Annotated in this window: 21 protein-coding genes; 12 read left to right on the forward strand and 9 right to left on the reverse strand. The window is 69.5% G+C overall.

Features of this window, described 5'->3' with window-relative positions:
• Positions 1-1,726: glycoside hydrolase domain-containing protein (locus ACOJSN_RS09955; RefSeq protein ID WP_420112338.1), on the reverse strand; the 1,726-nt coding region annotated here is incomplete at its 3' end.
• Between the two features lie 344 nt (positions 1,727-2,070).
• On the opposite strand from ACOJSN_RS09955, the gene ACOJSN_RS09960 reads away from it, so the two are divergent.
• The 4 genes from ACOJSN_RS09960 (at position 2,071) to ACOJSN_RS09975 (ending at position 6,803) form a co-directional block, all read left to right on the forward strand.
• Positions 2,071-3,366 (forward strand): ABC transporter substrate-binding protein, encoded by a 1,296-nt coding sequence (locus tag ACOJSN_RS09960; RefSeq protein ID WP_420112339.1) that lies wholly within the window; start codon positions 2,071-2,073, stop codon positions 3,364-3,366.
• Between the two features lie 61 nt (positions 3,367-3,427).
• Entirely contained in the window at positions 3,428-4,357 is a 930-nt protein-coding gene (locus ACOJSN_RS09965) for a carbohydrate ABC transporter permease (RefSeq protein WP_420112340.1), read from the forward strand.
• Complete coding sequence (locus ACOJSN_RS09970) at positions 4,354-5,175, forward strand: carbohydrate ABC transporter permease (protein WP_420112341.1); 822 nt, start codon at positions 4,354-4,356, stop codon at positions 5,173-5,175. The genes ACOJSN_RS09965 and ACOJSN_RS09970 overlap by 4 nt, the downstream gene beginning before the upstream one ends.
• Positions 5,175-6,803 (forward strand): hypothetical protein, encoded by a 1,629-nt coding sequence (locus ACOJSN_RS09975; protein WP_420112342.1) that lies wholly within the window; start codon positions 5,175-5,177, stop codon positions 6,801-6,803. The genes ACOJSN_RS09970 and ACOJSN_RS09975 overlap by 1 nt, the downstream gene beginning before the upstream one ends.
• Before the next feature lie 117 nt (positions 6,804-6,920).
• Here ACOJSN_RS09975 and ACOJSN_RS09980 read toward each other — a convergent pair whose 3' ends face one another.
• Both ACOJSN_RS09980 and ACOJSN_RS09985 read right to left on the reverse strand, forming a co-directional pair.
• Positions 6,921-8,342: an amidohydrolase family protein gene (locus ACOJSN_RS09980; RefSeq protein WP_420112343.1), complete on the reverse strand. Its 1,422-nt coding sequence runs from the start codon at positions 8,340-8,342 to the stop codon at positions 6,921-6,923.
• 52 nt (positions 8,343-8,394) lie between these two features.
• Entirely contained in the window at positions 8,395-9,156 is a 762-nt protein-coding gene (locus tag ACOJSN_RS09985) for a GntR family transcriptional regulator (RefSeq protein WP_420112344.1), read from the reverse strand.
• Positions 9,157-9,369: 213 nt separating this feature from the next.
• Between ACOJSN_RS09985 and ACOJSN_RS09990 the strand changes: the two genes are divergently transcribed.
• The 8 genes from ACOJSN_RS09990 to ACOJSN_RS10025 are packed head-to-tail and all read left to right on the forward strand — an operon-like array spanning position 9,370 to position 18,961.
• Entirely contained in the window at positions 9,370-10,386 is a 1,017-nt protein-coding gene (locus tag ACOJSN_RS09990; protein ID WP_420112345.1) for a BMP family ABC transporter substrate-binding protein, read from the forward strand.
• A 3-nt stretch (positions 10,387-10,389) separates the two neighbouring features.
• Complete coding sequence (locus tag ACOJSN_RS09995; RefSeq protein WP_420112346.1) at positions 10,390-11,904, forward strand: ABC transporter ATP-binding protein; 1,515 nt, start codon at positions 10,390-10,392, stop codon at positions 11,902-11,904.
• The gene (locus ACOJSN_RS10000; protein ID WP_420112347.1) at positions 11,901-12,992 is read left to right on the forward strand and encodes an ABC transporter permease; all 1,092 of its coding nucleotides are present in this window, start codon (positions 11,901-11,903) and stop codon (positions 12,990-12,992) included. Before ACOJSN_RS09995 ends, ACOJSN_RS10000 begins: the two co-directional genes overlap by 4 nt.
• The gene (locus ACOJSN_RS10005) at positions 12,989-14,101 is read left to right on the forward strand and encodes an ABC transporter permease (RefSeq protein WP_420112348.1); all 1,113 of its coding nucleotides are present in this window, start codon (positions 12,989-12,991) and stop codon (positions 14,099-14,101) included. Before ACOJSN_RS10000 ends, ACOJSN_RS10005 begins: the two co-directional genes overlap by 4 nt.
• 60 nt (positions 14,102-14,161) lie before the next feature.
• Positions 14,162-15,394 (forward strand): M20 family metallopeptidase, encoded by a 1,233-nt coding sequence (locus ACOJSN_RS10010; protein ID WP_420112349.1) that lies wholly within the window; start codon positions 14,162-14,164, stop codon positions 15,392-15,394.
• Positions 15,395-15,405: 11 nt separating this feature from the next.
• Positions 15,406-16,407, forward strand: a complete 1,002-nt coding sequence (locus tag ACOJSN_RS10015) for an LLM class flavin-dependent oxidoreductase (protein ID WP_420112350.1) — start codon at positions 15,406-15,408, stop codon at positions 16,405-16,407.
• Positions 16,404-17,546 (forward strand): pyridoxal phosphate-dependent aminotransferase, encoded by a 1,143-nt coding sequence (locus tag ACOJSN_RS10020; protein WP_420112351.1) that lies wholly within the window; start codon positions 16,404-16,406, stop codon positions 17,544-17,546. Before ACOJSN_RS10015 ends, ACOJSN_RS10020 begins: the two co-directional genes overlap by 4 nt.
• Positions 17,543-18,961 (forward strand): amidase, encoded by a 1,419-nt coding sequence (locus ACOJSN_RS10025; RefSeq protein WP_420112352.1) that lies wholly within the window; start codon positions 17,543-17,545, stop codon positions 18,959-18,961. The genes ACOJSN_RS10020 and ACOJSN_RS10025 overlap by 4 nt, the downstream gene beginning before the upstream one ends.
• Positions 18,962-19,005: 44 nt before the next feature.
• Here ACOJSN_RS10025 and ACOJSN_RS10030 read toward each other — a convergent pair whose 3' ends face one another.
• The 6 genes from ACOJSN_RS10030 to ACOJSN_RS10055 are packed head-to-tail and all read right to left on the reverse strand — an operon-like array spanning position 19,006 to position 26,072.
• Positions 19,006-19,860 (reverse strand): TIM barrel protein, encoded by an 855-nt coding sequence (locus tag ACOJSN_RS10030; RefSeq protein ID WP_420112353.1) that lies wholly within the window; start codon positions 19,858-19,860, stop codon positions 19,006-19,008.
• Positions 19,857-20,885, reverse strand: coding sequence for a Gfo/Idh/MocA family oxidoreductase (locus ACOJSN_RS10035; RefSeq protein WP_420112354.1), 1,029 nt, complete (start codon positions 20,883-20,885; stop codon positions 19,857-19,859). Before ACOJSN_RS10035 ends, ACOJSN_RS10030 begins: the two co-directional genes overlap by 4 nt.
• Positions 20,886-22,403, reverse strand: a complete 1,518-nt coding sequence (locus ACOJSN_RS10040) for a CoA-acylating methylmalonate-semialdehyde dehydrogenase (RefSeq protein WP_420112355.1) — start codon at positions 22,401-22,403, stop codon at positions 20,886-20,888.
• A complete protein-coding gene (gene iolD, locus ACOJSN_RS10045; protein WP_420112356.1) occupies positions 22,400-24,310 on the reverse strand; it encodes a 3D-(3,5/4)-trihydroxycyclohexane-1,2-dione acylhydrolase (decyclizing) in 1,911 nt (636 codons plus the stop codon). The genes ACOJSN_RS10040 and iolD overlap by 4 nt, the downstream gene beginning before the upstream one ends.
• On the reverse strand, positions 24,307-25,188 hold the full coding sequence (gene iolB / locus ACOJSN_RS10050) for a 5-deoxy-glucuronate isomerase (protein ID WP_420112357.1): 882 nt from the start codon (positions 25,186-25,188) through the stop codon (positions 24,307-24,309). The genes iolD and iolB overlap by 4 nt, the downstream gene beginning before the upstream one ends.
• The gene (locus ACOJSN_RS10055; RefSeq protein ID WP_420112358.1) at positions 25,185-26,072 is read right to left on the reverse strand and encodes a Cgl0159 family (beta/alpha)8-fold protein; all 888 of its coding nucleotides are present in this window, start codon (positions 26,070-26,072) and stop codon (positions 25,185-25,187) included. The genes iolB and ACOJSN_RS10055 overlap by 4 nt, the downstream gene beginning before the upstream one ends.
• Positions 26,073-26,118 lie beyond the last annotated feature (46 nt).

A 26,118-nucleotide genomic window follows, 5' to 3' on the forward strand; every position in this document is an offset into this window, starting at 1 on the left:
TGAGTCCCTCGAACCGGTCGAGCGCGTACCCGGCCGCCATCTCCCCGGATTCGGGCGCGAGACCGGGCTGGGCGACCGGGCCGGCGTCGTAGCCGAAGAACGCGTCGAGGAGCCTCGTGAAGGCATCGGGACCGCCCGCGAGCTCGATGCGGGCCGCCATGTCGTGAAGCAGCCGGAACGAGTAGTTCCACTTGCCGCCCTCGTAGAACGTGGAGTCCCGCAGCAGGCCGGTCGTCGGGTCGAAGGCGTTGCGCCAGCCTGCGGACAGCGCGGTCAGCTCATCGGCGAGCGCGTCGTCGCCCACGGCACGTGCCACCGCTGCCGTGCACCAGTAGCCGAGGGCGAGGTCGAGCGTGTGGCTGATCGGCTCGGCGCGGCCATGGAGCAGGTAGTCCTCGCCGTACGTCCGGCGCAGATCGGCCTGCATGTGCACGAGGGCCCAGTCCCAGTCGATGCCGGGAACGCCCAGGCGGCACAGGTCCGCGAGAAACGTGTGCGCCAGCGCGCTCGCCTGGCGGCTGAACCGGTCGGCGCCGCGGGCCATCCGGTACCCGATCGGGAAGTTGCCCTCTTCCTCGCAGATGTGCAGCAGCGCGTTGGCGATCTCGACCGCACGCTCGGGCTGCAGCGCCGTCAGCAGGGGCAGCTGTGTGCGGTAGATGTCCCACATCGTGCAGAGGTCGAACACGAACGGACCGTCACCGGGCCAGAACGGGCTCTCGTCCTCGGCGAGGCATGGCTTGATCAACGAGTGGTAGAGCGCCGTCGCCATCACGGTGCGCCGGCTCGGGTCGGGGCTCTCGACGGCGACCGCGTCCAGCTCGGTCCGCCAGGTCGCCGCTGTCGCGGCTCGGCGTCGTTCGAAGCCGCCGACGGCGCAGGCTCCGTCGGTCTCGAGGTTCGCCCTGGCCTGGTCGACTCCGCGCAGGCTGAAGCCGATCCGCAGCTCCACGGTCTGGCCGGCCACCGTGGGACCGGCCCACATGACTCCGAACTCGCGCAACGTCGTCGGGCGGATCGAGTCGAAGTCGAGGCGGGAGCCGCCGGGCATGAGGCGCCGGTCGTACCAGAGCATCTGCCGCCACCCCGGTGCCTCGCACTCGATGTGCACCGCCAGCGGCGCGCCCTCGACCACGATCTCGCCCTGCGCCGTTCCGTGGCCGAGCACGCCGAGGTGCGCGCGCAGCGGGACCGTCTCGCCGTGGGGGATGGCGAGGCCACCGAGCGAGAGGTCGACGACCACCCGTGCGTCGCGGTGCTCGGCGAACGTGTAGCGGTGCACCGCCGACTTGGGGCCGACGCTGATCTCGGCGGTGATCCCGGAGGCCAAGGTGGCGCGGTAGCAGCCGGGCTCGGCGTGCTCGTCGGTGATCTCCCAGCTGGTCCCGAGGTCGTCCAGCGGCAGCGTCATCGGGGTGACCCGGACGTAGTTGTAGTACTTGCGGATCGCGCCGGTGCCGGACTGCTGGAAGTGGGTGAAGCCCGAGGCGACCTTGCGATCGTGGATGATCGGCGGCAGGCCCTCGGTCGAGAGTCCGTAGCACCCGTACCCGGTGGGGTAACCGCCGGAGTAGGCGCATGCCGAGACCATCCCGAGCGGATAGCACGCGCCCGGGTGGGTGTTGCCGACCTGTGGCTTCGGCCACCACCAGGTCGCGGCGAGCCCGCTTCTCGGCGGGAGGGCGGTGGCCTCCGTGCCGATGAACGGATCGACGTCTGCGTACATGGCTCGACGCTAGGGAGCGCCCGTGTCCGCGGCGTTTCCGGCGGGTCACGGACGGGCTAACGCCTCGGTTCGCTCGTCGGGACGCCGGCCTCCACGTGCTCGTGGAACGAGTCGCACGCTCGAACGCGTGGCAACCGGTTGCGGCGCCCCGCTCGGGGTATCGAGTGTGCGATTCGTTCCAGCTGGACGGGACTCCTCCAGGGCGCCGGAAAGGTCCGTACGTGCGAATGTCAGGACAAATCTTGACCGACGGTGATCCCGGTGTTAGCGTTCACGCGGTAAACGCCTTCCAGGCATCCAGCGCGCGTCGCGTCGGTCGGCCGCGTCTCAGAGAAGAGGCCTACATGAGCACAACTTTCAGCCGCCGTCAGCTCTTGCTCGGCGGCCTTTCCGGCGCCGCGGTGATCGGCCTCACGGCAGCCTGCGGCAGCGACAACTCCGGCGGCGGATCGACCGACCCGGCCGAGGTCGGCACGCTCCAGTTCTTCCTCTCCGGCGACGCCAACCAAGGCGGCGGCTTCGCCGCGCTGGCGGCCAAGTACAAGGAGGAGACCGGCATCACGGTCGAGATCGTGGACGTCGCGAACGACGACCTCACCACCCGGCTCAAGAACGCCGCACAAGCCAACGACCTGCCCGCGCTCGCGCGCGTGGGCGCCGTCGACCCCGTGTGGAAGAACGCGACGATGGACCTGGCGGAGATCCAGTCGGCCCACAACGTGATGACCGACCTGTCCACACAGGACGAGGACGGCAAGGTGATGTCCCTGCCAACCGATGTGACCGCGGCGGGGCTGTTCATCAATCAGTCGCTCTTCGACGAGGCCGGCGTGGAGTTCCCCACCGACCCCGAGGGCGAGGTGTGGTCATGGGACGACTTCGTGGCCGCCGTCAAGCAGGTGCAGCAGGCCACCGGCGCGTCCTACGGCATGGCCATGGACCGCAGCTCGCATCGGCTCAAGGGCTTCATGTACGAGTTCGGCTCCACCCTGTGGCAGCCGGATGGCAGCGGCACCTTCACCACCAACGACGCCACCAAGACCGCGCTCGAGTACTTCTACGGGCTCAACGACGACAGCTTCATGCCGCGCTCGGTGTGGCTGAGCGAGGCCGATGGCAACGCGCTGTTCAAGAGCGGCGACGTGGTGGCCTACTACTCCGGGTCCTGGCAGATCGCCGACTTCGCGGTCAACATCGCCGACTTCGAGTGGGCCACGGTGCCCACCCCGCGGCAGCCCACCCGGGCTGTCCAGTTCGGCAACGCGGCCTCGATCGTGGTCTTCGAGGGCACCGGTCAGGACCAGGCGGCGTACGACTTCGTGAACTGGCTGTTCACCAAGGAGAACTACGACGAGCTCGCCACGACCTCCGGTTTCCTGCCTGCGGTCGAGGGTGCCGATGTCGACTACGGCGACCAACAGGCGGCATTCGACCTCTACAACGCCGAGATCGCCGGGTCCGACCCGATCGTCACCCAGATCAAGCAGATGGAGCTGGGCTTCGAGGTGGCGGGCATCAGCGTCGACGGCGACCCGCTGCGCGACAACGTGATCCGTTATCTCAACGACGAGATCAGCATCGACGAGTGCCTCACCATCATCGGTGAGCAGATGACCGAGGCGTTCGGCTCCGCCAGCTGAGACCGACACGGTGCGCCCCGACGGTTCGGGGCGCACCGTCTCTCGTAGGGAGGAGGCAGAGATGGTCCAGGAATCACAAGCGGCCGCCGCACCGGCGCCCGCAGCCCGCCGCCGCAGGCTCCGGCGCCCCGGGCAGACACTCGCGCCGTTGCTGTTCATCTCGGTGGCCGTGGTGCTGTTCGCGGTGTTCTTCGTGGGCCCCGGTTCGCTGGGGCTGTACTACTCGTTCACCGAGTACACCGGTGTGGGCGACCCCGAGTTCATCGGACTGGCCAACTACGAGAAGCTGTTCGGCGACGACCAGTTCTACGCCTCGATCGCGCGGACGGTCCTCTACACGGCGCTCGCGGTGCCCTTCGGCTACTGCGTAGCGCTCGGGATCGCACTCCTGCTGACCTCGGCGGCCACCCGCTTCCGCTCGGCCGCTCGCGTGATCTTCTTCGTGCCGTGGCTGATCTCACCCATCGTCACCGGTGTCATCTGGCGGTGGATGTTCGGGGAGAACTTCGGGCTGATCAACTACGTGCTGACCGTGGTCAACCTGCCACGGCAGCAGTGGGAGACGAACGGCAATCTCGCGCTCACCGTGGTGATCCTTGCGGGCGCCTGGGCCGGCACCGCGTTCGCGATGCTGCTGTTCATCGCCGCGCTGCGCAACATCCCGAAGTCCTACCTCGAGGCCGCCGAGATCGACGGGGCATCCGGCCCGCAGCGATTCTTCCGGATCACGCTGCCGCTGCTGCGGCCGACCTCGTTCATGGTGATCCTGCTGGGCACGCTGGGCGCCATGAAGGAGTTCGCGATGGTGCAGGCGCTCAACGGCGGCGGGCCCGGCACTCAGAACATGTTCATCGTCCAGTACATCTACCAGACCGGCTTCCAACGAGCCCAGATCGGGTACGCCAGCGCGGTGTCGATGGTGCTCATGGTGATCCTCATCGTGATCGCGCTGATTCAGATGCGCTTCGACCGGCGGGAGGACCTGGCATGAGGATCCGTGGCGTCAACCTTGGGCTCACCGCGCTGCTGGTGCTGCTCGCCGTGGTGTTCGCATTCCCGATGCTGTGGTTCCTGCTCAGCTCCTTCAAGCCGGGCAGCGAGCTGTTCAGCCTGCCGCTCTCGCTGTTCCCGAAGACGTGGACCGCCTCCGGGTACGAGACCGCGTGGACGCGGTTCGACTTCTGGCGCTACTTCGCCAACACCGGAACAGTCGCGATCATCACCACCGCGCTCACGGTGATCGTCTCCGCGATGACCGGCTATGCGTTCGCGAAGTACAAGGCGTGGTGGTTGCAGGCGTTCTTCATCTGCATCCTCATCACCACGATGCTGCCGACCGAGGTCATCATGCCCTCGACGTTCGCCATCATCCGCGACCTCGGCTTGTACAACAGCCTCGCGGGGATCATCGTGCCCTCGATCATCACGGCCACCGGCATCTTCATGTTCCGGCAGTACTTCCGCACCGTGCCGGACGAGCTGCTGGAGGCGGCGCGGATCGACGGCGTGGGCGAGTTTCGCGCGTTCTTCCAGATCATGCTGCCGATCGCGAGGCCGATCGCGGTGGTGCTCGCGATCTTCTCCTTCCAGTGGCGCTGGAACGACTACATCTGGCCGCTGATCGTGCTGAACGACCCGAACAAGTACACGCTGCAGATCGCGTTGCGCTCGATCGTCGGTGCGGACAACATCGACTGGTCGGTGCTGCTGTCCGCGTCGGTGATCTCGCTGATTCCGATGATCATCCTGTTCATCATCTTCCAGAGGCAGATCATGAGCGCTGACATCAACTCCGGGCTGAAGGACTGATGGGTTTCACCGACCGGATGGCCGACCTCGCCGAGACCTGGTGGGAGACGGAGTCCACGGCACCAGCCCTGGGCCACCGCGCCCTGATGCGACTCGTGGCCGCCGCCATCGCGCTTGAGGTGGTCCGGCCCGAGGCGAGCTCGCCGACCCGGCTGGCCACCGCCGTCGGGTTCGCCGATCGGCTCGCCGCCCTGCAGGGAGCCGATGGCCTCTTCTCCTCCGACGGCAACCTGCACTCGCCACCGGACAGCGCCTTCACGCTCAACGACGTGGGCATCGCGCTCGCGTTGCTGCCGCGGGCGACTGCGGTCGAGGCCGCGCACCTGGACCAGCGGCTGCGGCAGGTCGCCACGCGCGCAGTGCCTGCCCTGGTGGCCGGGGGAGTGCACACCCCGAACCACAGGTGGGAGATCAGCGCAGCGTTGGTCCGGTTGCGCGAGCTCGATGATCGCGCGGTACCCCGCGCGGAGCAGTGGCTCGCCGAGGGCATCGACGTCGACACGGATGGCATCTACTCCGAGCGCAGCGCCAACTACGCGGCCTTCGTGAGCAACCCTTGCCTGCTGGTGATCGGTGATGCGCTCGGGCGAGCCGACCTCGTGGAGATCGTACACCGGAACCTGCACACGCAGCTCGATCTGACCGACGCCGACGGCGTGGTCGAGACCGTGTTCTCCCGGCGACAGGACCAGGGCGGCGAGATCCCGCTGGCCGCGTTCCACACCCAGCTCCGCCGGTTCGCAGCGAGTGGGTGCGAGGTTTGCGCGGAGGGTGCGGCACGGTCGGAACCCGCCGCCGGCCCGCTCGCGGCGATCGCGCTGATCGAGTCTGCGAGCGAGCCCACCTTGGCGGCAGAGCTTCCGCAGGCCACTCCGCGGCAGCCGGTCGCGAGGCACTTCGCCGACGTCGGCCTGCTGGTGGCAGAACAGGGTGGGCAGCGTGCCGTGGTCTACGGCGGCTCCGACGTGCCACACGTGGGTCGCGTCGGTTCCGGGCTGGCGGGCAACCCGACGTTCCTGCGATTTCGCTCCGGTGCGGCAGCGGTGAGATCGGTGCGGCTGTCGCGGGTGTTCTTCGGGCTCGGCCCGTTCCGGGCCTCTGAGCTGGTTGTCGACGACGGCGGGGCTCGCCTTCGCGAGTCGGTCGCGGCCCGGTACTACCAGCCGTTGGGTGAGTCGGGGCTCCGACGCGACGGCGCCTACCGGCTGGTCGATGATGGCCGCTTCACCGCCTCGATGGCCTTCGACGAGCGGGAGAGTGACGAGGTCCGGCTCACCACGGACGTCACGGTGATGCCCGTGGCCGACGGGCTGGAGGTGGCGTTCGAGATCGCCGGCGCGCAGGCACCGTGGTCGCTCGAGATCTCGCTCGGCGACGGTGAGCTGAACGGGATCGAGCAGGCCGCGGACCAGACCTACCGCATGACCGGACGGCGAGCCGAGCTACGGAACGGGAGCGACGCCGTCGTGATCGAGACCTCACTCGACCCCGACCCCGAGGTGCCCGGCTTCTACGCACCAGGCGAGGCCTTCACGTTCCTCGGCGGCACCGACGCGCTCGGCGGCCCGCGCCTCTACCTCTCCTGCACCGCCCCGACCACCTGGACGCTGACGCTGCGATCGGCCTGACGATGGTGCAGCACCGAGACCCAGGACGTTCCTGGTGATCGGTCGGCGGACACCGTGCTGGAGCGGTCGGCGTGCCCTGCCTGATCAGCCGATCGTCGCGATCTGTCCAGCAACGCCTCAGATCACAGGCCAGGCGGGCCGGGGATCGATGCCGATCTTCGCGAGGATCTTACGGTCCGTGGCCTCGACCTCGTCGCGAAGGGCATCTTCGTCGACGATCGTGCTCTTCTTGTTCTCGAGGACCACGCGCCCGCCGATCAGCACCGTGTCCACCGAGTGGCCGGTGACCCCGTACGTGAGGTTGGCGATCGGGTTGTGCAGCGGGCGCCAGTCGTAGTCGTTGGTATCGAAGACGACCACGTCCGCCTCCTTGCCGACCTCGAGCGAGCCCGTCACGTCGTCGAACCTCAGTGCACGCGCACCGCCCAGTGTCCCGAGCTCCACAGCGGTCTCCGCGCTCACCGCACCCGGGTCCTGCCGTGCGTCGCGCGAGAGGAGAGCGGCGAGGTAGATCGCACGACAGATGTCCTGATGGTTCGAGCAGTTCTCCGCGTCGGTACCCAGCCCCATAGGGACCCCGGCCGCGATCAGCTCTGGCCACTTCCCGAACTGGGTCGTGCCCTTCGCGAGCTTGAGCGCAGTCGAGGGGTTCTGCGAGATCGTTGCGCCGGAGTCCGCGATCGCGGCGACGTCGTCGAGGTCGAGGCTCGTGACATGGTTCAGCAGCGTGTACGGGTTGAGGGCGCCGATGGCGGCTGTGTGCTGGATGGGGCGCTGACCGTACGCAGCCAGCTCCAGCTGGACCTCTCGCTCGCTCGTGGACTTGTGCTGGACCGCGAGGGTCTGGGTCTCCTCGGCGAGCCGCGCTGCGGCGACGGACAGGCGGTCGGAGCAGGTTCCGACACCCTCGATCGTGACAGCCGGCCGGATGCGGTCGTTGCCGAAGGCCTGCACCACCTCGAGGCCTTCCTCGAGGCGCTTGATCGCGTCCTCGGTCGAGAGGTTCAGCCAGTCGGGCAGATCGGTCGATCCGGCCGAGCCCTGCTGGTCCCAGGTCCACAGGCCGATACGTGCCCGCATGCCGGAGTCGGCAATCGCCGGCAGCACGGCGTCGATGTGGTTGCAACCGGGCTCTTCGAACAGGGTGGTCCCGTTGCGGATCATCTCGGCGGTGGCGTGCCGGGCGTAGACGTTCATGTCTTCGGGCTCGAGCGACGAGAAGGAGGGGTAGATGAAACGCCGCAGCGACTCCAGGGTGGAGCCCCCTTCGGGCATCGCCCCCTTCGCGCAGCAGAGCAGGTGGCGGTGACCGTTGGCCATCCCCGGCAGCACCACGGCGTCCGGTCGGTCGATCCGCTCGAGGGCACGGTAGGTCGCGTCGACATCGGCACGTTTGCCGATGGCGACGATCGTGCTTCCGGTGATGGCCAGGGCGCCGTCCCTGATGATGCGGCGGTCGGTGTCGACGGTGATCACCCAGCCGGCGGAGATGATGCGGTCGCACGGCGTCGGCTCGGTCTGTGGCTGTGGCTGGTTCATCGGTCTCCTCGTGGGGTGGGACGGGTGGGGGACGGGAAAGCTGACCGGCAGGTCACTCCTGCTCGGCGGCCTCCCACAACTGGGTCGTGAGCTCGGCGTAGACGCTGCGGACGTGTCGCCGGCATGCCTGCTCGGCTGCTTCCGGGTCTCTCATGACGACCGCCTGCAGGATGGCGACGTGCTCGGCGAGGGAGGCTTGCTGGCGCCCCGGTGCCCGGAACGTGAGGCGTCCGAAGAGGCGTAGCTGTGCTTCGAGGTCGGCCAGCAAGGCCTCGATGCGATGCCCTGATGCGTGCTGATGCAGGATCGTGTCGAAGTCCTCGAGCAGCTGGGCGACCTGATCGACCTCACCGTTGTCGATGGCACGCTGCGTAGCGCGGACGTTCGCCCGCATCCGCTCTTCGCTCTCATCCGTGGCGCTGCGCGCGGCCACCCGGGCGCAGAAGCCCTCGAGCAGCTCCCTCAGCTCGTAGAGCTCGCGCAGGTCCGTGCGCGAGATGGTCCGCACCACCGCCCCGCGGTAGGGCGCGATGCTCACGAGCTTCTCGGTCTCCATGCGCACCAGTGCTTCGCGGATCGGAGTCTTCGAGACCCCCATGCGCTCGGCGAGGTCACGCTCGCGCAGGTGCGTGCCGGGCGGAAGCTCGTGATCCACGATCGCCTGCACCAGCCGTTGGTAGACCATCGCCTTGATCTGCGGCCGCTCGGCGTCGTGCAGCCCGGCGAGTCGCAGGTCGGGCAGCGGTGTGCGGCTGGGCGCGGGGTCGGCCTCGGCGGAGCTGTGTGTGCTGCCCGCGACGCGGTCCTGATCCATCGTGCGCACCCCTTCGGTCGAAAATAAGATCTCAAAATTGCCACGAGGTGGACCTCGTTGATGAAGAATCATGCCGTCCGAACCCATTTGAGCCAAGCGTACGAATGTAACCGTTGCGTTAATGCTGGTCACAGCCCCTTGACGGTGAGGGAGTGTCGGTCGCAACGTTGGGTCCCACGGCAGCAGATGAGATCTCAAACGGAGGAGCAGGCCATGTTCGGAGCGTCAAAGCGCACATCGATCGTGAAGGGAGCCGCCGTCCTGGTGAGCGGAGGGCTGCTGCTCTCGGCGTGCGCCGGGTCAGGCGATGACGGCACGGATCCGGGCGGCGACGACGCCGAAGGCATCCGCGTCGGGGTGGTGCTCGCCGGTCCCAGGAACGACGGCGCCTTCTACCAGTCCTACCTCGACGGCGTGATCGCTCATGAGGAGGACTACTCGCTCGAGATCTCGGTCGTCGACAACGTCGAGGACCCCCAGGCCGCGATCGACGCGTTCACCAACCTGGCGACCGACAACGACCTGATCATCGCCGGGGGCAGCGCCCTGGTGCCGGCCGGCAACACGGTCGCACCGCAGTTCCCCGACGTCCACTTCGTGATGTCGGGCGTGGTCACCGAGGGTGTGGCGAATCTCCACACCTACGCCACGCGACAGGGCGTTCCGGCGTACGTCGCAGGGGTCATCGCGGCGGAGCTCTCGAGCAGCGGAGTCGTCGGGTATGTCGGCGGCGCAGATATCCCACCGAACGCGCAGTCGCTCGTGGACTTCGAGGCCGGTGCCCTCGCCGGCGACGCCGGCATCGAGGTCGTGTCGACGACCGTGGGGTCGTTCTCGGACGCCGCGGCCGCCAAAGAGGCCACAGCGGCACAGATCGCCAACGGAGCCGATGTGATCTACGCCTTCCAGGACGCAGGCCTGCCCGGTGTGCTCGATGCCATCGAGGAGTCCGGGAACCAGATCCCGGTCTTCAACCCCACCACCGACCGGTGCGAGGAGTCGGAGCACCTGGCGGGATACGCCTACCAGAACACCACGGTGATGGTCTCGGAGATCGTCGAGAACTACGTCGCCGGGGAGCTCCCGTCGGAACCACGCTTCTACGCCCTCGAGGACCCGAACATCCAGGCTCTGCGCCTCTGCCCGGCCTTCGACGAGTACGAGGACCTCGCCCAGGAGACGACGGATGCCATCAACAGCGGCAGCATCACGATGCCCGAGGGCGGATGACGCATGCGGCAGAACGCTTCAGGGGCGCCGGCGCTCGCGGTCGAGAACGTCACGGTGAGCTACGGAGCGCTTCGGGCGAACGACGACGTGAGCCTGACGGTGGGTGCCGGCGAGGTCGTCGCACTGCTCGGCGAGAACGGTGCCGGCAAGTCGACGCTCGTGAAGGCTCTGGCCGGCGTGGTGCGGCCCGACAGCGGTGGTGTGAGCGTCGCAGGTGCACCGCTGCGTCTGGGTGACCCGGTCCGGTCCCGCAAGATCGGCATCGGCGTCGTGCACCAGCACTTCATGCTGGTGCCGGACATGACGGTCGCCGAGAACGTGGTCCTCAGTCGAGGGTTCGACGGCGGTCGGGGAGTGGACCTGGACGGCGTCGGGCGCGAGATCCACGAGCTCGGCTCGCGGCTCGGTCTCGAGGTGCGCACCGATGTGGTGGTCGATCGCCTGCCGGTCGGTGAGCGTCAGCGCGTCGAGATCCTCAAGACGCTGCTGCTGCAACCCCACGTCCTGGTGCTGGACGAGCCCAGCGCCGTGCTGACACCGGGCGAGTGGGCACGGCTCGCGGAGGTGATCCGCGATCTTGCCGCGAACGGCTATGCGATCGTGCTGATCACCCACAAGCTGGCCGAGATCATGGACATCGCCGACCGGTGCGTGGTCATGCGTGGCGGGCAGGTGGTGGGCGATGTCACCGTGGCCCACAGCTCAGCCCGCGAGCTCGCCGAGCTGATGGTCGGCCGCGACGTCGACCTCGCGCCGGCGCGCGCCGATGTCGACGCCGGCCCGACGGTCCTTCGTGTCAGCGGGCTGTCGCTGCTCGGGTTCCGTGGGCAGCGCGATCTCGGCCCGGTCGACCTGTGCGTCGCCGGTGGCGAGATCCTCGGCATCGCGGGTGTCGAGGGAAACGGGCAGGCTGAGCTCGCCGAGATGCTCGCCGGGCAACGTGAGTCGTCGTCGGGCTCGATCGAGGTCCGTACCCGAGCCGGTGAGGCGGGCGGCACCATCGGCGTGGTCTCCGAGGACCGCCACAAGGATGCGCTTGCGTTGCCGCTGAGCGTCGAGGACAACCTCATGATGCGGACGATCTCGCAGTCCAGGTTCCACCGGCACGGCGTGCTCCGCAGGCGGGCGATCCGCGAGCACTGCGGTGACCTGGTGGGCAGATTCGACATCCGGACCTCGAGCACTGAGACGTCGCTCTCCCAGCTCTCCGGCGGGAACCAGCAGAAGGTGGTCCTCGCGCGCGAGCTCGAGGACCATCCGGATCTGCTGATCGCCTCGCAGCCGACTCGAGGGCTGGACGTGGGTGCGATCGAGTTCGTGCACGCCCAGATCAACGAGCACAAGCGGTCCGGCGGAGCCACGGTTCTCATCTCGGCCGAGCTGGAGGAGGTCCTCGGCATGTCGGACCGCGTCGCCGTGATGTCCGACGGCCAGATCGTCGACGTGCTGCCCGCGAGCGAGGCGACCCGCGAGGTCGTCGGTCGGTTGATGGCCGGAGCGGCCGAGGAGGTGGCATGAGGAGCGCCAGAGGTGCGCGCGCGGTCGCGCTGCTGAGGGGCGCGACCGTCAGTGTCGCCGCCGTCGTGCTGGCCGTCGGCGTGTCCTTTCTCGTCATCGCCCGGACCGGCGTCCCGGTCGAGGACGCCGCTGCAGCGATGTGGGACGGGGCGTTCGGCAGCCCGGCTCAGACCGCGGCAGCGCTGACCAAGGCCGTGCCCCTGTGCCTGGCCGCCCTCGGATGGGTGATCGCGAGCCGTGCTGACCGGATCAACGTCGGCATGGAGGGACAGATCTTGGCAGGAGGTGTCTGCGCTGGACTCGTCGGGCTCGGCCTGCACGGACTCCCGATGGCCGTCCATCTGCCGCTCGCCGTTCTCGCCGGTGCGCTGGGCGGTGTCGCGCTCGGCGCGATCGCCGCGTGGCTCTGGGCGGCGCGAGGCGTCAACGACTTCATCGCCACGCTGCTGCTCGGGCTCATCATGGTGCAGGTCGTCGGCTGGCTGGTGAACGGTCCGATCGAGGAGCCCACCGGCACGCTCGGCCAGAGCGCGCCGGTGGCCGACACCGCTCGCTGGCCGGTCATGGTCGAGGGCACGATCCTGCGCTCCGACATCGTGCTGGCCGTCCTCGTGGTCGCCGCGACCGCCTTCGTCCTCGCCCGCACGGTGCCGGGCTACCGGCTACGCCTCACGGGAGCCAACCCCGCAGCAGCAGCAGCGACCGGCACGCGCCCCAAGAAGGTCGGCGTGCTCGCCCTCTGCGTGTCGGCTGCCGTCGCAGGGCTGGCCGGCTCGTCACTGGTGCTGGCCTCTCCCGCCGGCAACGTGGCACCGGGCTTCTCGGCCGGCTACGGATACGACGGCATCGCTGTTGCGCTGCTGGCACGGAACAACCCGATCGCCTGCATCCCCGCGGCTCTCCTGCTGGCGTTCCTTCGCCAAGGAGGTGGACTGCTGGAGGCACGCGAAGGCATCTCCTCCGGTCTGATCAGCGCGACCCAGGCCGTGGTGATCCTGCTCGTCACCGGATCCGCCTGGCTGCTGGCACGCCGGCGCCGCAGCCGTGTCCGCACGATGACGCCTGCGCCGCAGGAGGTGGCGGCATGATCGACCTGAGTCCCTTCGACATCGCACTGTTCGCTGCGGCGATCCGACTCGCTGCGCCGCTCCTGCTCGCCGCCCTCGGCGAGCTGGTCTCTGAGCGAGCCGGCGTGATCAACATCGGTCTCGACGGGATGATGCTCGGCGGAGCCTTCACCGGCTTCCTCGGCGTGCACGCCTCGGGGAGCCCGGTGGTCGGCCTTCTCACGGGCATCGCCGGCGGTCTGCTCATCGGCGCGATCATGGCGCTGTTCGCGGTGTCGCTCGGCGGAGACCAGATCGTCGTGGGTGTGGCGATCAACCTGCTCGTCGGCGGCGCGACCCTGTTCTTGTTCCGACTCCTCTTCAGCGGTCAGCCCCAGACCGAGCGCATGAGCGTCTGGTCCGTGCCGTTCTTGTCGGACATCCCGGTGATCGGGCCGATCCTTTTCACCCAGCTCCCGATCGTCTACGTCGCGCTGCTGCTGGTCCCGTCGGTGGCGCTCTTGCTGACACGGACGCGGCTCGGGCTGCGCATCCGAGCAACGGGCGAGCTCCCCGTCGCCGTGACGGCCGCTGGTGGCAACCCGCAGCGGACGCAGTGGCTGGCGGTGCTGACGTGCGCTGCGCTCGCCGGGCTGGGCGGGGCGTTCCTGTCGGTGGTGCAGCTCGGGCTGTTCCGCGAGAACATGACGGCAGGCCGCGGGTTTCTCGCACTGGCGGCAGTCGTGTTCGGCCGGTGGCGACCGGTCGGCGTGCTGCTCGCCTGCCTCGTCTTCGGGTTCACCGATGCGCTGCAGCTGCGGTTGCAGTCGGTGGCGACCCTGCCCTGGGCCCTGTGGGCCGTGATCGCGGTCGCCGGTATCGGGCTCATCGCGCTCGGCCTCCGTCGCCTGCGGGCCGGCGAGGGACCCGGCAGGCCGACCATCGCGCACGTCGCGGTCATGGCCGCTGGAGTCGCCGTCGTCCTGGTGGGCGTCACGCTCGCGGTCGTCACGCCAACGATCAAGGCGCCGGCGCAGCTGTGGCTGTCCATGCCCTATGTCATGAGCCTGGTCGTCCTGGCAGTCGCGGGCCGTACCACCCGAGCGCCATCGATGATCGGCCGCCCGGTCGGCAGCGCCACCCAGGTCTGACCGATCGACCCATCGACAAGCCACCGGAATCGGTGGCCTTCACCATCAACAAGGAGAGCAATGACCGCACAATCGTCGATCAGCGACACGGATGTCGTCGCGCAGGTCGTCTCACACATCGACGAGGCTCGCGTCGTCGAGCTGGTACGCGAGGTCTGCCGGATCCCCAGCATCCTGGGGGAGGAGGGTCCGCTCGCGGCCTATCTGGTGGACGTCATGAAGGAGTCGGGCTTCGAGGGAGCGCAGCTGCAGCCGGTGGTCGGGGACCGACCCAACGCGATCGGCCACCTGCGGCTGGGGGAGGGGCAAGGCCGGACCGTCGTTCTCACCGGTCATCTCGACACGAAGCCGGTCTCCCACGGATGGCAGCGGAGCGAGCCGTTCTCGGGCGACCTGATCGATGGTGCCGTCTACGGCCACGGGATCATGGACATGAAGGCTGCGTTGGTGTGCCAGATCGTCGCGATGGAGGCCGTCCGCGCCTCGGGGATCCCGGTCACCGGCACGCTCGCGTTCGCCGGGGTCAGCGACCACATGGGTGACCAGCTCGGTTCGATCGCCTACTTCAAGGAGTACTCAGCGGACCTGTGCGTGCTCGGCGAGCTCTCCGACAACGAGATCTTCCTGGGCCACCGGGGTAGGTACTACTTCGACATCCACGTTCGCGGGCGTTCGGCCCACACCTGTCACAAGCCCCTGGCGATCAACGCCAACATGCTGGCGGCGCACGCGGTGATCGAGCTCGACCAGTCCGCTCTGCGGCCCCAGCTCGAGAGCTGGGTCGAGGACCTCTTCGGTCCCGAGACCTTCATGTCGCCCGGGCGGATCTACGGCGGTCTGCCGCCGGGCGGTCCGTCGATGATCCCCGACGAGTGCGTGATCCGCGTGGACTGCCGGCCGCAGCCGGGCGTCTCGCTGGAGACCGTGCGCGCAGAGATCGATGCCTGCCTGGCACGCGCTCTGGACCGGGAGCCGCGCTTCCGGGCCGAGGTCGTCGTGGCCGATGTCAAGCCCGGCTACCTGGCGGGCCCCCAGGACGAGGTCGTCGACCTGATGCGGAGGTCCGTGCGCACGGTCCGCGACGGCGTCGAGCCAGATCTGCAGGTCGCCGGGTGGCTCGGTGACACCGCGAGCTTCGGTGCCGAGGTCCCGACCGTGATCTTCGGGCCGGGCGGCGAGCCCGTCTACTGCCCCGACGAGCACCTCTCCGTCGAGGACATCATCGAGGCGACCCGGGTGTACGCCGCGTTCGCGGTGCTCGCGCTGGCTGACACCTCCGACGGCAACGACTGAGGGAGACGACGATGCATGGTGGCGTTGCCCTGCAACCGGTCTATGACCCGGAGACCTTCAACTCGTTCGTCCGCGACATCGAGAGAGAGGGCCTTCACGAGCTGTGGCTGACCGACTCCTCCCTCCACTCCCGGTACGCCTACTCCTACCTGACGCTGGCGGCCGTGGCGACCCAGCGCCTGCAGGTCGGCACAGCGGTGACCAATCCCGTGACACGCCATCCGGCGCTGGGAGCGGTGGCAGCCGCCACGATCGACGAGATCTCCGGCGGCCGTGCCGTGTACGGCATCGGCGCCGGGGACCGCCCGCTCGAGGCGCTCGGACTGCGTCCGGCCAAGCTGGCGACGCTCGAGGCCGCGGTAGCGGCAGCGCGCGCGCTCTGGACGGGTCAGCCGGTCACCATGTCCGATGCCGGGTTCGAGCTGGCCGACGCGCACATGCGCTTCACGCCACGTGCCGACATCCCTGTCTGGATCTCGGCATCGGGACCCAAGACGCTCGAGCTGGCGGGTCGGGTGGCCGATGGCGTCATCCTTCTCGCGGGCCTGCACCCCGACGGCGTGCGCTACGCCCTCGAGCACATCGACCGGGGTGTCGAGGCTGCCGGGCGGTCGAGCCGACCGAGGATCTCCGTGTTCGGGTACGGCGCGATCGACGACGACGAGCGGGCAGCACTGGCCGCCGGACGAACCATCGCGGCATGGTTCCCCCAGACGGCGCCGGTCTACTGCAAGATCGCCGGCCTCTCGGAGGATCTCGTCGAGCAGGTCCGCGGGGCCTATGGCGGCGGCGAGTTCCAGGAAGCGGCCGACGCGGCGGCGCTGCTGCCCGAGGACTTCGTCCGGCGGATGGCACTCGCCGGCGACCGCCAGCAGGTGCGTGAGCACATTCGTACGCTCGCGGACCTGGGTATCGACTCGATGACGGTGTTCCCGACGTCGAACGGCGTCGAAGAACGACGACGAACCGTGAGCCAGTTCGCCCAGTGCCTTCGTGAGGAGGGGCACCTGTGAGCGCTGTCTCCGGCAGTCGCGCGGTCGCTGCCCCCTCGTTCGAGGACCTGCTGGCCCGGCGGGACCTGGCCTGGATGGGGCAGAACACGACCCATCTCCCGCTCCCGCCCGAGGTGGTCGAAGCACTGACCACGAGCATCGCCGCGCAGGAGTACCAGCTCTATGCTCCTGCACCGGGATTCTCGGAGCTGCGCGAGCTGATCCTGGACGATCTCGGCCTGCCCGACGCCCGGGCATGGGTGACCAACGGTGCGGTCGATGGTCTGCACCAGGTCGTGACCTCGCTCGCACCGCGGCTGAGCCGCGTGGTGACCGGCGACCCAGGATGGCCGTGGCCGACGCGGTTCGCCTCGATCGCGGGTGTCCCGACGGCGACCGTGCCGATCTACGACGAGGCCGTCGGTCACAAGCTGACCGCGCGAGCGCTCGACGAGCACCTGGTCACGGGCTCGCTTCTGTACCTGGTGGATCCGCTGAACCCGCTCGGCTCGAGGTACACGCGAGCCGAGCTGGAGGCGCTCGTCGAGCTGGCGCGCGAGCGTGAGGTGCTGATCGTGCACGACTGCACCTATCGACACTTCGCCACCGATCACACCTTGGTCGCCGACCTGTACCCGGAGCGGACGGTCACGACCTACAGCTTCTCGAAGTGGCTCGGGCTGGCCGGGCTCCGTGTCGGTGCGATCGTGGCCGCTCCGCAGCTGTTGGAGGAGATCACCCGGGTTCCCGGCAACCCGCTCGGGTCGTCGATCACGGCACAGCGCGCAGCGATCGCGGGTCTGCGGGTGCGCGAGCCCTGGCTGGCGACCCTGCGCGAGGTCAACGGCGAGAACCTCAGGCTCGTCGAGGACACCGTTGCGCGGACCGGGTTCGGTTCGATCGTGGTGCCGCACTCGCACGGCAACTTCACCGCGGTTGACATCTCGGTGACCGGCTGGTCCTCGGAGGAGGTGTGCGCGGCCCTGCTGGAGAGGAATGTCTTCATCCGTCCCGGCACCTACCAGTCGCCACTGTTCGGCGAACGATTCGTCAAGGTCAGCACGTCGGTGCCGCGGCCGTGGGCAGAACGGTTCGCCACGGCCTGGGCCGGCCTCGAGATCCGTGACGGTGCGTCGGAATCGACCGAGAGGGCACGATGAGCATGGAAGTCCAGGAGTACCTCAGCAGCGGTGGCGTCGAGCTCGGTGCACGCGTTGCGGCGGGCGAGGTGGCGGCGCTGGACCTCGCCGAGACGGCGTTGAGCATCGCCGAGGCGGCTGAGCCTCATGTCAACGCGTACGCCCGGCTGTACCAGGACCGTGCGCGCGAGCAGGCGGCCGAGCGTGATGAGGAGGTGCGCGCCGGGCGAATCCGGGGACCGCTCCACGGTGTGCCGGTGGCGATCAAGGACAACATGGCCTACGAGGGCACCCCGATGCTCAAGGGGTCGTGGACGACCACCGAAGAGCCGCAGACCACCTCGGCCCCGATGGTCGAACGGCTGCTTGAGGCCGGGGCAGTGATCGTCGGAGCGACCACCACGCCCGAGTTCGGCTGGAAGGGCACCGGCATTTCTCCACGGACCGGGATCAGCAGGAACCCATGGGACACGGACCGCGGCACCGGTGGGAGCAGCGCCGGCGCCGGGGCGACCGTAGCGACCGGCGCGGTACCGATTGCAACAGGAACCGACGCCGGTGGTTCCGTGCGTATCCCGGCCTCGTTCTGCGGCGTGGTCGGAGTGAAGCCGACACTCGGCGCGATCCCAGTCTGGCCCGGGACTGTGAACGAGAACCTCTCGCACGCCGGTGTGCTTACCCGCAGTGTGGCCGACGCACTGGCCGCACTCCGCATCACCCGAGGGCCCGACCCACGAGACCCGCAGTCCTTCCACAGCTGGCCACCGCAGCCGAGCAGCGGGACGAGGTTCCGCGTAGGCGTGGTGGCACGGCCATTCGGTATCGGGCCGAGCCCGGAGGTCGCGCAGGTATGGGAGTCGGCGCTGGCCGCCATCGTGGCAGCCGACGTCGCCGACCTCGAGAACGTCGACATCACGGCTGCCCTGCCGCGTGAGGTGTTCGAGGCGTTGTGGGTGACTGGCCGGGGACTCGGCTTCGCGGACCTGGTCCCGGAGTGGGGTGACCGGATGGATCCGGCACTCGTCCGCGTCACTGAGCTCGCGCGGGACTGGAGCCTGGCCGACTACTACCGGGCGATGGGCCGTCGTCGGGCATTCAACGCATCGATGGCGCAGATGCTGAGCGAGTGGGATGCACTGCTCATGCCCACCATGCCGATCACGGCACTCGCGGCCGAGGCCGAGGTGCCCGAGCATGGCGAGCTCGACGCTGGGCTGCCCTGGATCACCTGGACGCCGTACACCTACCCCTTCAACATCACAGGCCAGCCGGCGATCAGCTTGCCGACAGGTCTGGGAGTCGGCATGCCCGTGGGCGTGCAGATCGTGTCCGGTTGGGGGCGAGACGAGGACCTGATGGCGCTGGCGCTCCAGGTGGAAGGCGCGCTTGCCAGCACAAACGCGCTCCGGGTCGCTAGCCACACGTGGACAACGTGAGATGTCGCTCTATCGCGGTCGCCGGCTCGGCGGGTGGGTTCCCGCTACAGCGCGCGGAGGTGCGCGAGGCTGTCCCGCACGTCTGCCACCGGGCCTTCGCCTTCCGGCTCGCCGGCCAGGATGGTGTCCTGCTCCAGCACCCACCAGCCGTCGTAGTCGACGCCCTGGAGGGCGGACGCGATCGCAGGCAGATCGACGTCGCCGTCACCGAGCGGCACGTACATGCCGGCGCGCACGGCGTCGGTGTACGTGAGCTCGCCGGACTGCACCTTCGCGGCGAGGTCCGCGCGGACGTCCTTGGCGTGCACGTGGCTGATCCGGGCGGCGTGCGCGCGGGCGAGCTCGGCCGGGTCGGTGCCGCCGATCTGCAGGTGACCGGTGTCGAGGCAGAGGGGCACGTCGGTGCCGTCGAGCACCCGCTGCACGTCGGCGAACGTCTCCACCAGCGTGCCCACGTGCGGGTGCAGGCTCGGGGTGATGCCGCGTGAGCGGGCATGTTCGGCGAGTCGGTCGAGGTTGCCCAGCAACCGCGCCCACTCGTCGGAGGACAGCTCCGGGCGGGCGTCGTAGCCATCGGTGCCGGTCGCGGCGGCGAGCACGAGCACGTCGCCACCGGCGGCGTCGAACGCGTCGAGCTCGGCGTCCACACCGGGTAGCGGGTCGTGATCGGCCACGTGCAGCAGCACGGGCACGAACGCGCCGACGGCGGCAAGGCCGGCCTCGGCGAGCACGCTCGCCCGGTCGGCGGGTGCCTCGGGCAACCAGCCCTGCGGACCGAACTCGGTCGCGCTCAGCCCGACCTCGCGCATCTCGCGCAGCACGCGGTCCGGCTGGAGCTGGAAGCCCCAGTCGGGCCCCTCGCACACGCCCCAGCTGATCGGTGCGCCTGCGATCCTCATGATGCGACCTCCTGGTTGAGCGTGATGGTGGTCCCGGTCCGCGCGGACTCCGCGGCGGCCTCGGCGAGCACGAGTGCCTCGCGCCCGTCGGCGATCGAGGGTGACTGCGGCGTCCCGGTGCGCACCGCCTCGACGAACGCGTCCAGCTCGGCGGCATAGGCGCGCTGGTAGCGCTCGAGGAAGAACGGCAGGAACGGGCCGGCCTGCTCGGTGCCGCCCGCATCGTGCAGCCGCACCGACGTGGACCGCTGGTTGCCCACCTCGAGCGTGCCGGCGCTGCCGAACACCTCGATGCGCTGGTCGTACCCGGCCACGCTGTGGCGCGAGTTCACGATCACTGCCACGGCGCCGGTGCTGCTCGTCAGCGTGAGCGTGGCGGCGTCGTAGAGATCGTCCACCTCCTGGTCGAGGTGCTGCCCGAACGCATGGACCGAGACCACGTCACCCAGCAGGTGCCGTGCCATGTCGAAGTCGTGGATCGTCATGTCCTTGAAGATCCCACCCGAGACCTGCAGGTATCCAGGCGGCGGTGGCGCCGGATCGCGACTGATGATCGTTACCTGCTCGACCGTGCCGATATCGCCGGCCCGCACGCGCGCGCGCACCTCGGCCACGCTCGGATCGAACCGCCGGTTGAAGCCGACCATCACCTGGTCGGCGCGATCGCCGAGCGCCTCGATGCAGGCATCCACGGCGGCTACCTCGAGCGCGACCGGCTTCTCCATCAGCACCGACGAGCCGGCGCCCACCGCGGTGAGGGTGTGCGGCACGTGCAGCGGCGTGGGGGAGGCGACCACCACCGCGTCGATCGCGTCGCTGGTCAGAGCCGCGTCAGCATCGTCGGTTGAGTCCGCGCCGAGTGTGTCGGCGAGCCTGGCCGCGGCTGCGGCGTCCGGATCCGCGATCAGCACGAGCGCGGCCCGCGGATGGTCCCGGATCGTACGTGCGTGCACGGCACCGATACGCCCGGCGCCGACGACGGCGATCCGCACCGAGGTGGACGAATCAGCGGTGAGTTCGGGCATCTACTTCTCGCCGTCGCCGGAGAAGTGGAAGGACGCGGCCACCTTGCGGGCGGGCCAGCGCTGCGTGGTCACCTTCGGGCGGGTGTAGAAGTTGATGCCCTCGGGGCCGTAGATCGGGCTGTCGCCGAACAGCGAGTCCTTCCAGCCGCCGAACGAGTGCCAGGCGACGGGTACCGGGATCGGCACATTGACGCCGACCATGCCCACCGTAACGCGGCGACGGTACTCGCGCGCTGCGGCGCCGGAGCTGGTGAAGATCGCCGTGCCGTTGCCGTAGGGGTTGGCGTTGACGAGCTCGATCGCCTCATCCAGCCCGGACACGCGCACGATGTCCAGCACCGGGCCGAACACCTCCTCGCGGTACACCTCGTGCTCAACAGCGACGTTGTCGATGAGCGTCGGACCCACGAAGAAGCCCTCCTCGTGACCATCGACCTGCAGACCGCGGCCGTCCACCACGAGCGATGCGCCCTCGCGCTCGGCCGAGCCGATCAGTCCCTCGATGCGCTCCTTCGCGGCCGCCGTGATGACCGGACCCATGTCGGCATCGGGCTGGTCGCCCGGGGCGACCCTGACCGCGCGGGCGCGCTCGGCGAGCAGCGCCACCAGCTCGTCGGCGACCTCCTCGGCCACCACAGCGACCGACAGAGCCATGCAGCGCTCCCCGGCGGAGCCGTAGGCGGCCGCGGTCAGGTGGTCGGCCGCATCCTCGAGGTCCGCGTCGGCGAGGATCACACCGTGGTTCTTCGCACCGCCGAGCGCCTGCACACGCTTGCCGGCCGCACTGGCGGTGGCGTGCACGTAGCGGGCGATCGGGGTGGAGCCCACGAACGAGACGGCCGCGACGTCGGCGTGCTCGATCAGCGCGGTCACGGCGTCCTTGTCGCCGTGAAGCACGGTGAAGACACCATCCGGAAGGCCGGCCTGCGGCCACAGCTGTGCCAGCACGTTCGCTGCTGACGGATCCCGCTCCGAGGGCTTCAAGATGAAGGCGTTGCCCGTCGCGATCGCCATCGGCGACATCCACAGCGGCACCATCGCGGGGAAGTTGAAGGGTGTGATGCCCACGACCACGCCGAGCGGCTCGCGGGTGGTGAAGACCTCGATCCCGGTGGCTGCCTCGTCGCTCAGCTCACCCTTCAACAACTGCGGCAGCCCGCACGCGTACTCGACGACCTCCAGGCCACGCGCCACCTCACCGCGCGCGTCCGAGATCACCTTGCCGTGCTCGCGGCTGATCACTCCGGCGAGCTCGTCGGCGTGCGCGGCGAGAAGCTCCCGGAACCGGAACAGCACAGCGGCGCGCTTGCCGGTCGAGAGCGCGCCCCACGACTGCTGCGCGGCCACGGCGGAGGCGACCGCGGCGTCGATCTCCGCAGCATCGGCCAGCGCCACGCGCGCGATCTCGCCGCCGGTCGCCGGGTTGTAGACCGGCGCGGTGCGCGCGGCGTCGACAGGCGAGGGGGCGCCGTCGACCCAGTGGCCGATCAGCGTGGTCTCAGGGGCGGTGGTAGTCACAGGTAGTACCTCTGGTTCGTACGGTCGCGCTCGTACTCGCTACGGGCGCGCTGGGTGGATTCGAGCGTGGAGACCTCGCTCACGGGCACGTCCCACCAGGCCGTGCCGGGTGGGTTGGGTCCGGTGAGGTCGGTCTCGATGACGACGACGGTGGTGCGGTCGTACTCACGTGCCTCGGCGAGCGCGGAACGCAGCTCGTCCAGCCCGCTGGGGGTGAGCACGTTCGCCCCGAAGCTCGCCGCATTGGCGGCGAGATCGACCGGGTCCGCTCCGCCGTCGAGCAGTCCTGTCTCCGGGTTACGGGTGCGGTAGGCGGTGCCGAACCTCTCCGATCCGCGGGACTCCGAGAGGGAGCCGATCGAGGCGAACCCGTGGTTCTGCACGAGCACCACGGTCACCTTGATGCCCTCGGACACCAGCGTCGCGAGCTCCTGCGGTGCCATCTGGTAGCCGCCATCGCCCACGAGCGCGAACACCTCGGCGTCGGGCCTGGCGAGCTTGACGCCCATCGCCGCCGGGATCTCGTACCCCATGCAGGAGTAGCCGTACTCGAGGTGGTACTGCCCCGGCGCGGAGGCACGGAACAGCTGCTGCAGGTCACCGGGCGCGGAGCCGGCTGCGTTGATGAGCACATCGTGCTCGGTGACGGCCTCGTTGAGCACGCCGAGCACAGCCGTCTGCGCGGGCAGCGGCTCGTGACGGATCCCGTAGCACTCGTCGGTGGTCTGGCGCGCGGCCGCGCGAAGGTCGGTGATCTCGTCCGCATAGGACGGCTCGACGGCGTAGCTCGCCTTCGCGAGCTCGCTCGCCAGTGCGGTCAGCGCCTCGCGCGCATCGGCGACCACCATCTCCGCGCCGTGCTTGGCGGCGTCGAAGCCTGCCACGTTGACGTTGACGAACTGCACGTCCGGTCCGAACACCGTGTGGCTCGCCGTGGTGAAGTCGGTGTAGCGGGTGCCGACGCCGATGACCAGGTCCGCCTGCGCAGCCAGCGCATTCGCGCTGCTGGACCCGGTGGAGCCGACGCCCCCGACAGCAGCCGGGTGGTCCCAGCGCAGCGCGCCTTTGCCGGCCTGAGTGTCGGCAACAGGGATCCCGGTCGCATCGGCGAACGCCGTGAGCGACTGGCTTGCCCCCGAGTACACGGTGCCGCCGCCGGCGACCAGCAGCGGGCGCTTCGCGCCTCGTATCGCCGCGACCGCCCGGGCCAGGGCGTCAGGCTGTGGCACCGGGCGGCCGATGTGCCAGACGCGGTCGGCGAAGAACTCCGCCGGCCAGTCGAACGCCTGCGCCTGCACGTCCTGCGGCAGGGCCAGGGTCACGGCACCGGTCTCGGCCGGGTCGGCGAGCACACGCATCGCCTGCGGCGCGCTCGCGATCAGCTGCTCGGGCCGCCAGATCCGGTCGAAGTAGCGCGACACCGGGCGGAACGCGTCGTTGACCGTGATGTCCGGACCGGTGGGGAGCTCGAGCTGCTGCAGCACCGGGTCGGGCACGCGGTTCGCGAACACGTCCGAGGGCAGCAGCAGCACCGGGATGTGGTCGATCGTGGCCAGCGCCGCACCGGTGAGCATGTTGGTGGAGCCGGGGCCGATCGACGCGGTGCACGCCATCATCTGCGTGCGCATCGACGCCCGACCGAACCCCACCGCCGCGTGCACCATGTTCTGCTCGTTGCGTGCCAGGTAGTACGGCAGCTCGTCCGGACCTCGCTCGCCCGCGGGCACACCGGCCTCGCGCGCCTCGGTGAAGGACTGCAGCAGCCCCTGTCCGAAGCCCGCCACGTTGCCGTGGCCGAAGATCCCGAAGCAGCCGGCGAACATGCGTTGCTTCACGCCATCACGCTCGGTCCACTGGTGCGCGAGGAACCGCACCAGCGCCTGCCCCACGGTCAACCGGATCGTCATTCGTCTGCTCCCTTCGCGCCGAACGGCAGCCGGGGGTCGATCGGCTGGCCCTCCCAGGACTCGCGCAGCCACGCCCAGGCCGGGTCGTCGACCATCAGCCACTCGCCGTCGGTGGCGGGCCCGGCCATCACGTTGAGGTAGTACAGGTCGACTCCGGGCAGCGTCATCGACGGCCCGTGGTAGCCATGCGGCACGAGCGCCACATCTCCGGTTCGCACCTCGGCGAACACGTCGATGGGCCGCTCGGGCGTGCCGTAGTTGCGGTGATAAGCCATCCCCGGTCCACCGGGGGTGTCGGCCACCTCGAAGTAGTAGAGCTCCTCAAGCTCGCGCTCATTCTCGCTGTGGACATCGTGCTTGTGCGGCGGGTACCCCGAGGTGTTGCCACCCGGGGTGTAGACCTCGCACACCAGCATCCGCTCCACCTCGAGCCGCGAACCGATCGTGTAGTTGTGCACCTGTCGGCTGCAGGGTCCGGCGCCACGCAGCACCACCGGCACGTCCGCCGCGCGCAGCACCTGCACCGGCAGCGTGCGCTCGGCTCGGGCGCGCGTGACCGCGACCCGTGCACCCGACTCGGCCGCCGTGATCTCGACCGTGCTCCCCAGCGGCAGGTAGACGAAGTCGACCGGCCCGTGCCACACGGCGTCGCGGCCGGCCACAGCTACGCCCACGGTCTCGCCACCCGGTGGCGTCACATGCACGGTGCAGTTGCCGCGAAGCGGCAGCAGCCCACCCTCGTCACCGGTGAGCTCGACGACCACGGAGGCTCCGCCGTCGAGATCCTGCACGAGCAGACCGGAGTAGGCCCAGCCTGCAGACTCGGGGCTGACGTCCGTGATGACGCCGGCGCCGGCGCGGACGATGTACTCACTCATAGAAGTTCCACCGCCTCGTCCACCGCAGCCCCGACATCACCATCAGGCGGGTACAGCAGCGTGCGGCCCACGGCCAGACCCGTCACGGCCGGCGAGGCGGCGGCAGCGCGCCAGGGCTGCTCGCTCGGGTCGCCCGGCCCCACCTCGCCGCCCAGCAGCAGCGTGGGCATCGTGGTCGCGGCGAGCACGCGCTCCATCTCCGGAACCGCGGGCAGCTTGAGCCAGGTGTAGGCGGACGTGCGCCCGAGCCCTGAGGCGATCGTGATCGACCGGATCACGGCGTCCGGCGTGAGGTCGTTGCGCACCTTCCCGTCCACGCGCGTGCTCCAGAAGGGCTCCACCAGCGCGATCAGCCCGCGCTCGGCGAGCTCGTCCACGGCACGCGCGCAGGCCTGCATGGTGGCCACGCTCGCGGCGTCGCCGGGGTCGATGCGCAGCAGCATCTTGCCGCCGTCGAGACCCGCGTCCGCCACGCCGCGAGCGTCGTAGCCGGTGAATCGGTCGTCGAGCTCGAACTCGGTGCCGGCGATGCCGCCCCGGTTCATCGAGCCGAGCACCAGCTTGTGGTCGAGCGCACCGAGCAGGGCCAGCTCTTCGATGAGGTCGGCTGTGCCGAGGAAGCCGTGTACGCCGGGGCGACCGAGGGCCGTCTGGATGCGAATGAGCAGGTCCTGCCGGTCCGCCATCGCGCGCGGGTCGCCGCCCACGGCGAGCGCGCCGCGCGCCGGGTGATCCGCCGCGATCACCAACAGCTTGTCGATGCCCGCGAAACCCGGGAACCGCGGCCGGTTGCGCAGCCTCTCGGCCACGAGTCCTGGGTGGTCCCGGCGGATCTCGGTGATGTTCGTGCGCTCCGGTCGCGCCGCGATGCTCGCCGCACTCATGTCCGTTGGTCGTGCAGCGACGCTCGCTCCGGTCCTCGCTTCGCTC

The organism is Pseudactinotalea sp. (assembly GCF_048594945.1).
GTDB lineage: Bacteria > Actinomycetota > Actinomycetes > Actinomycetales > Beutenbergiaceae > Pseudactinotalea.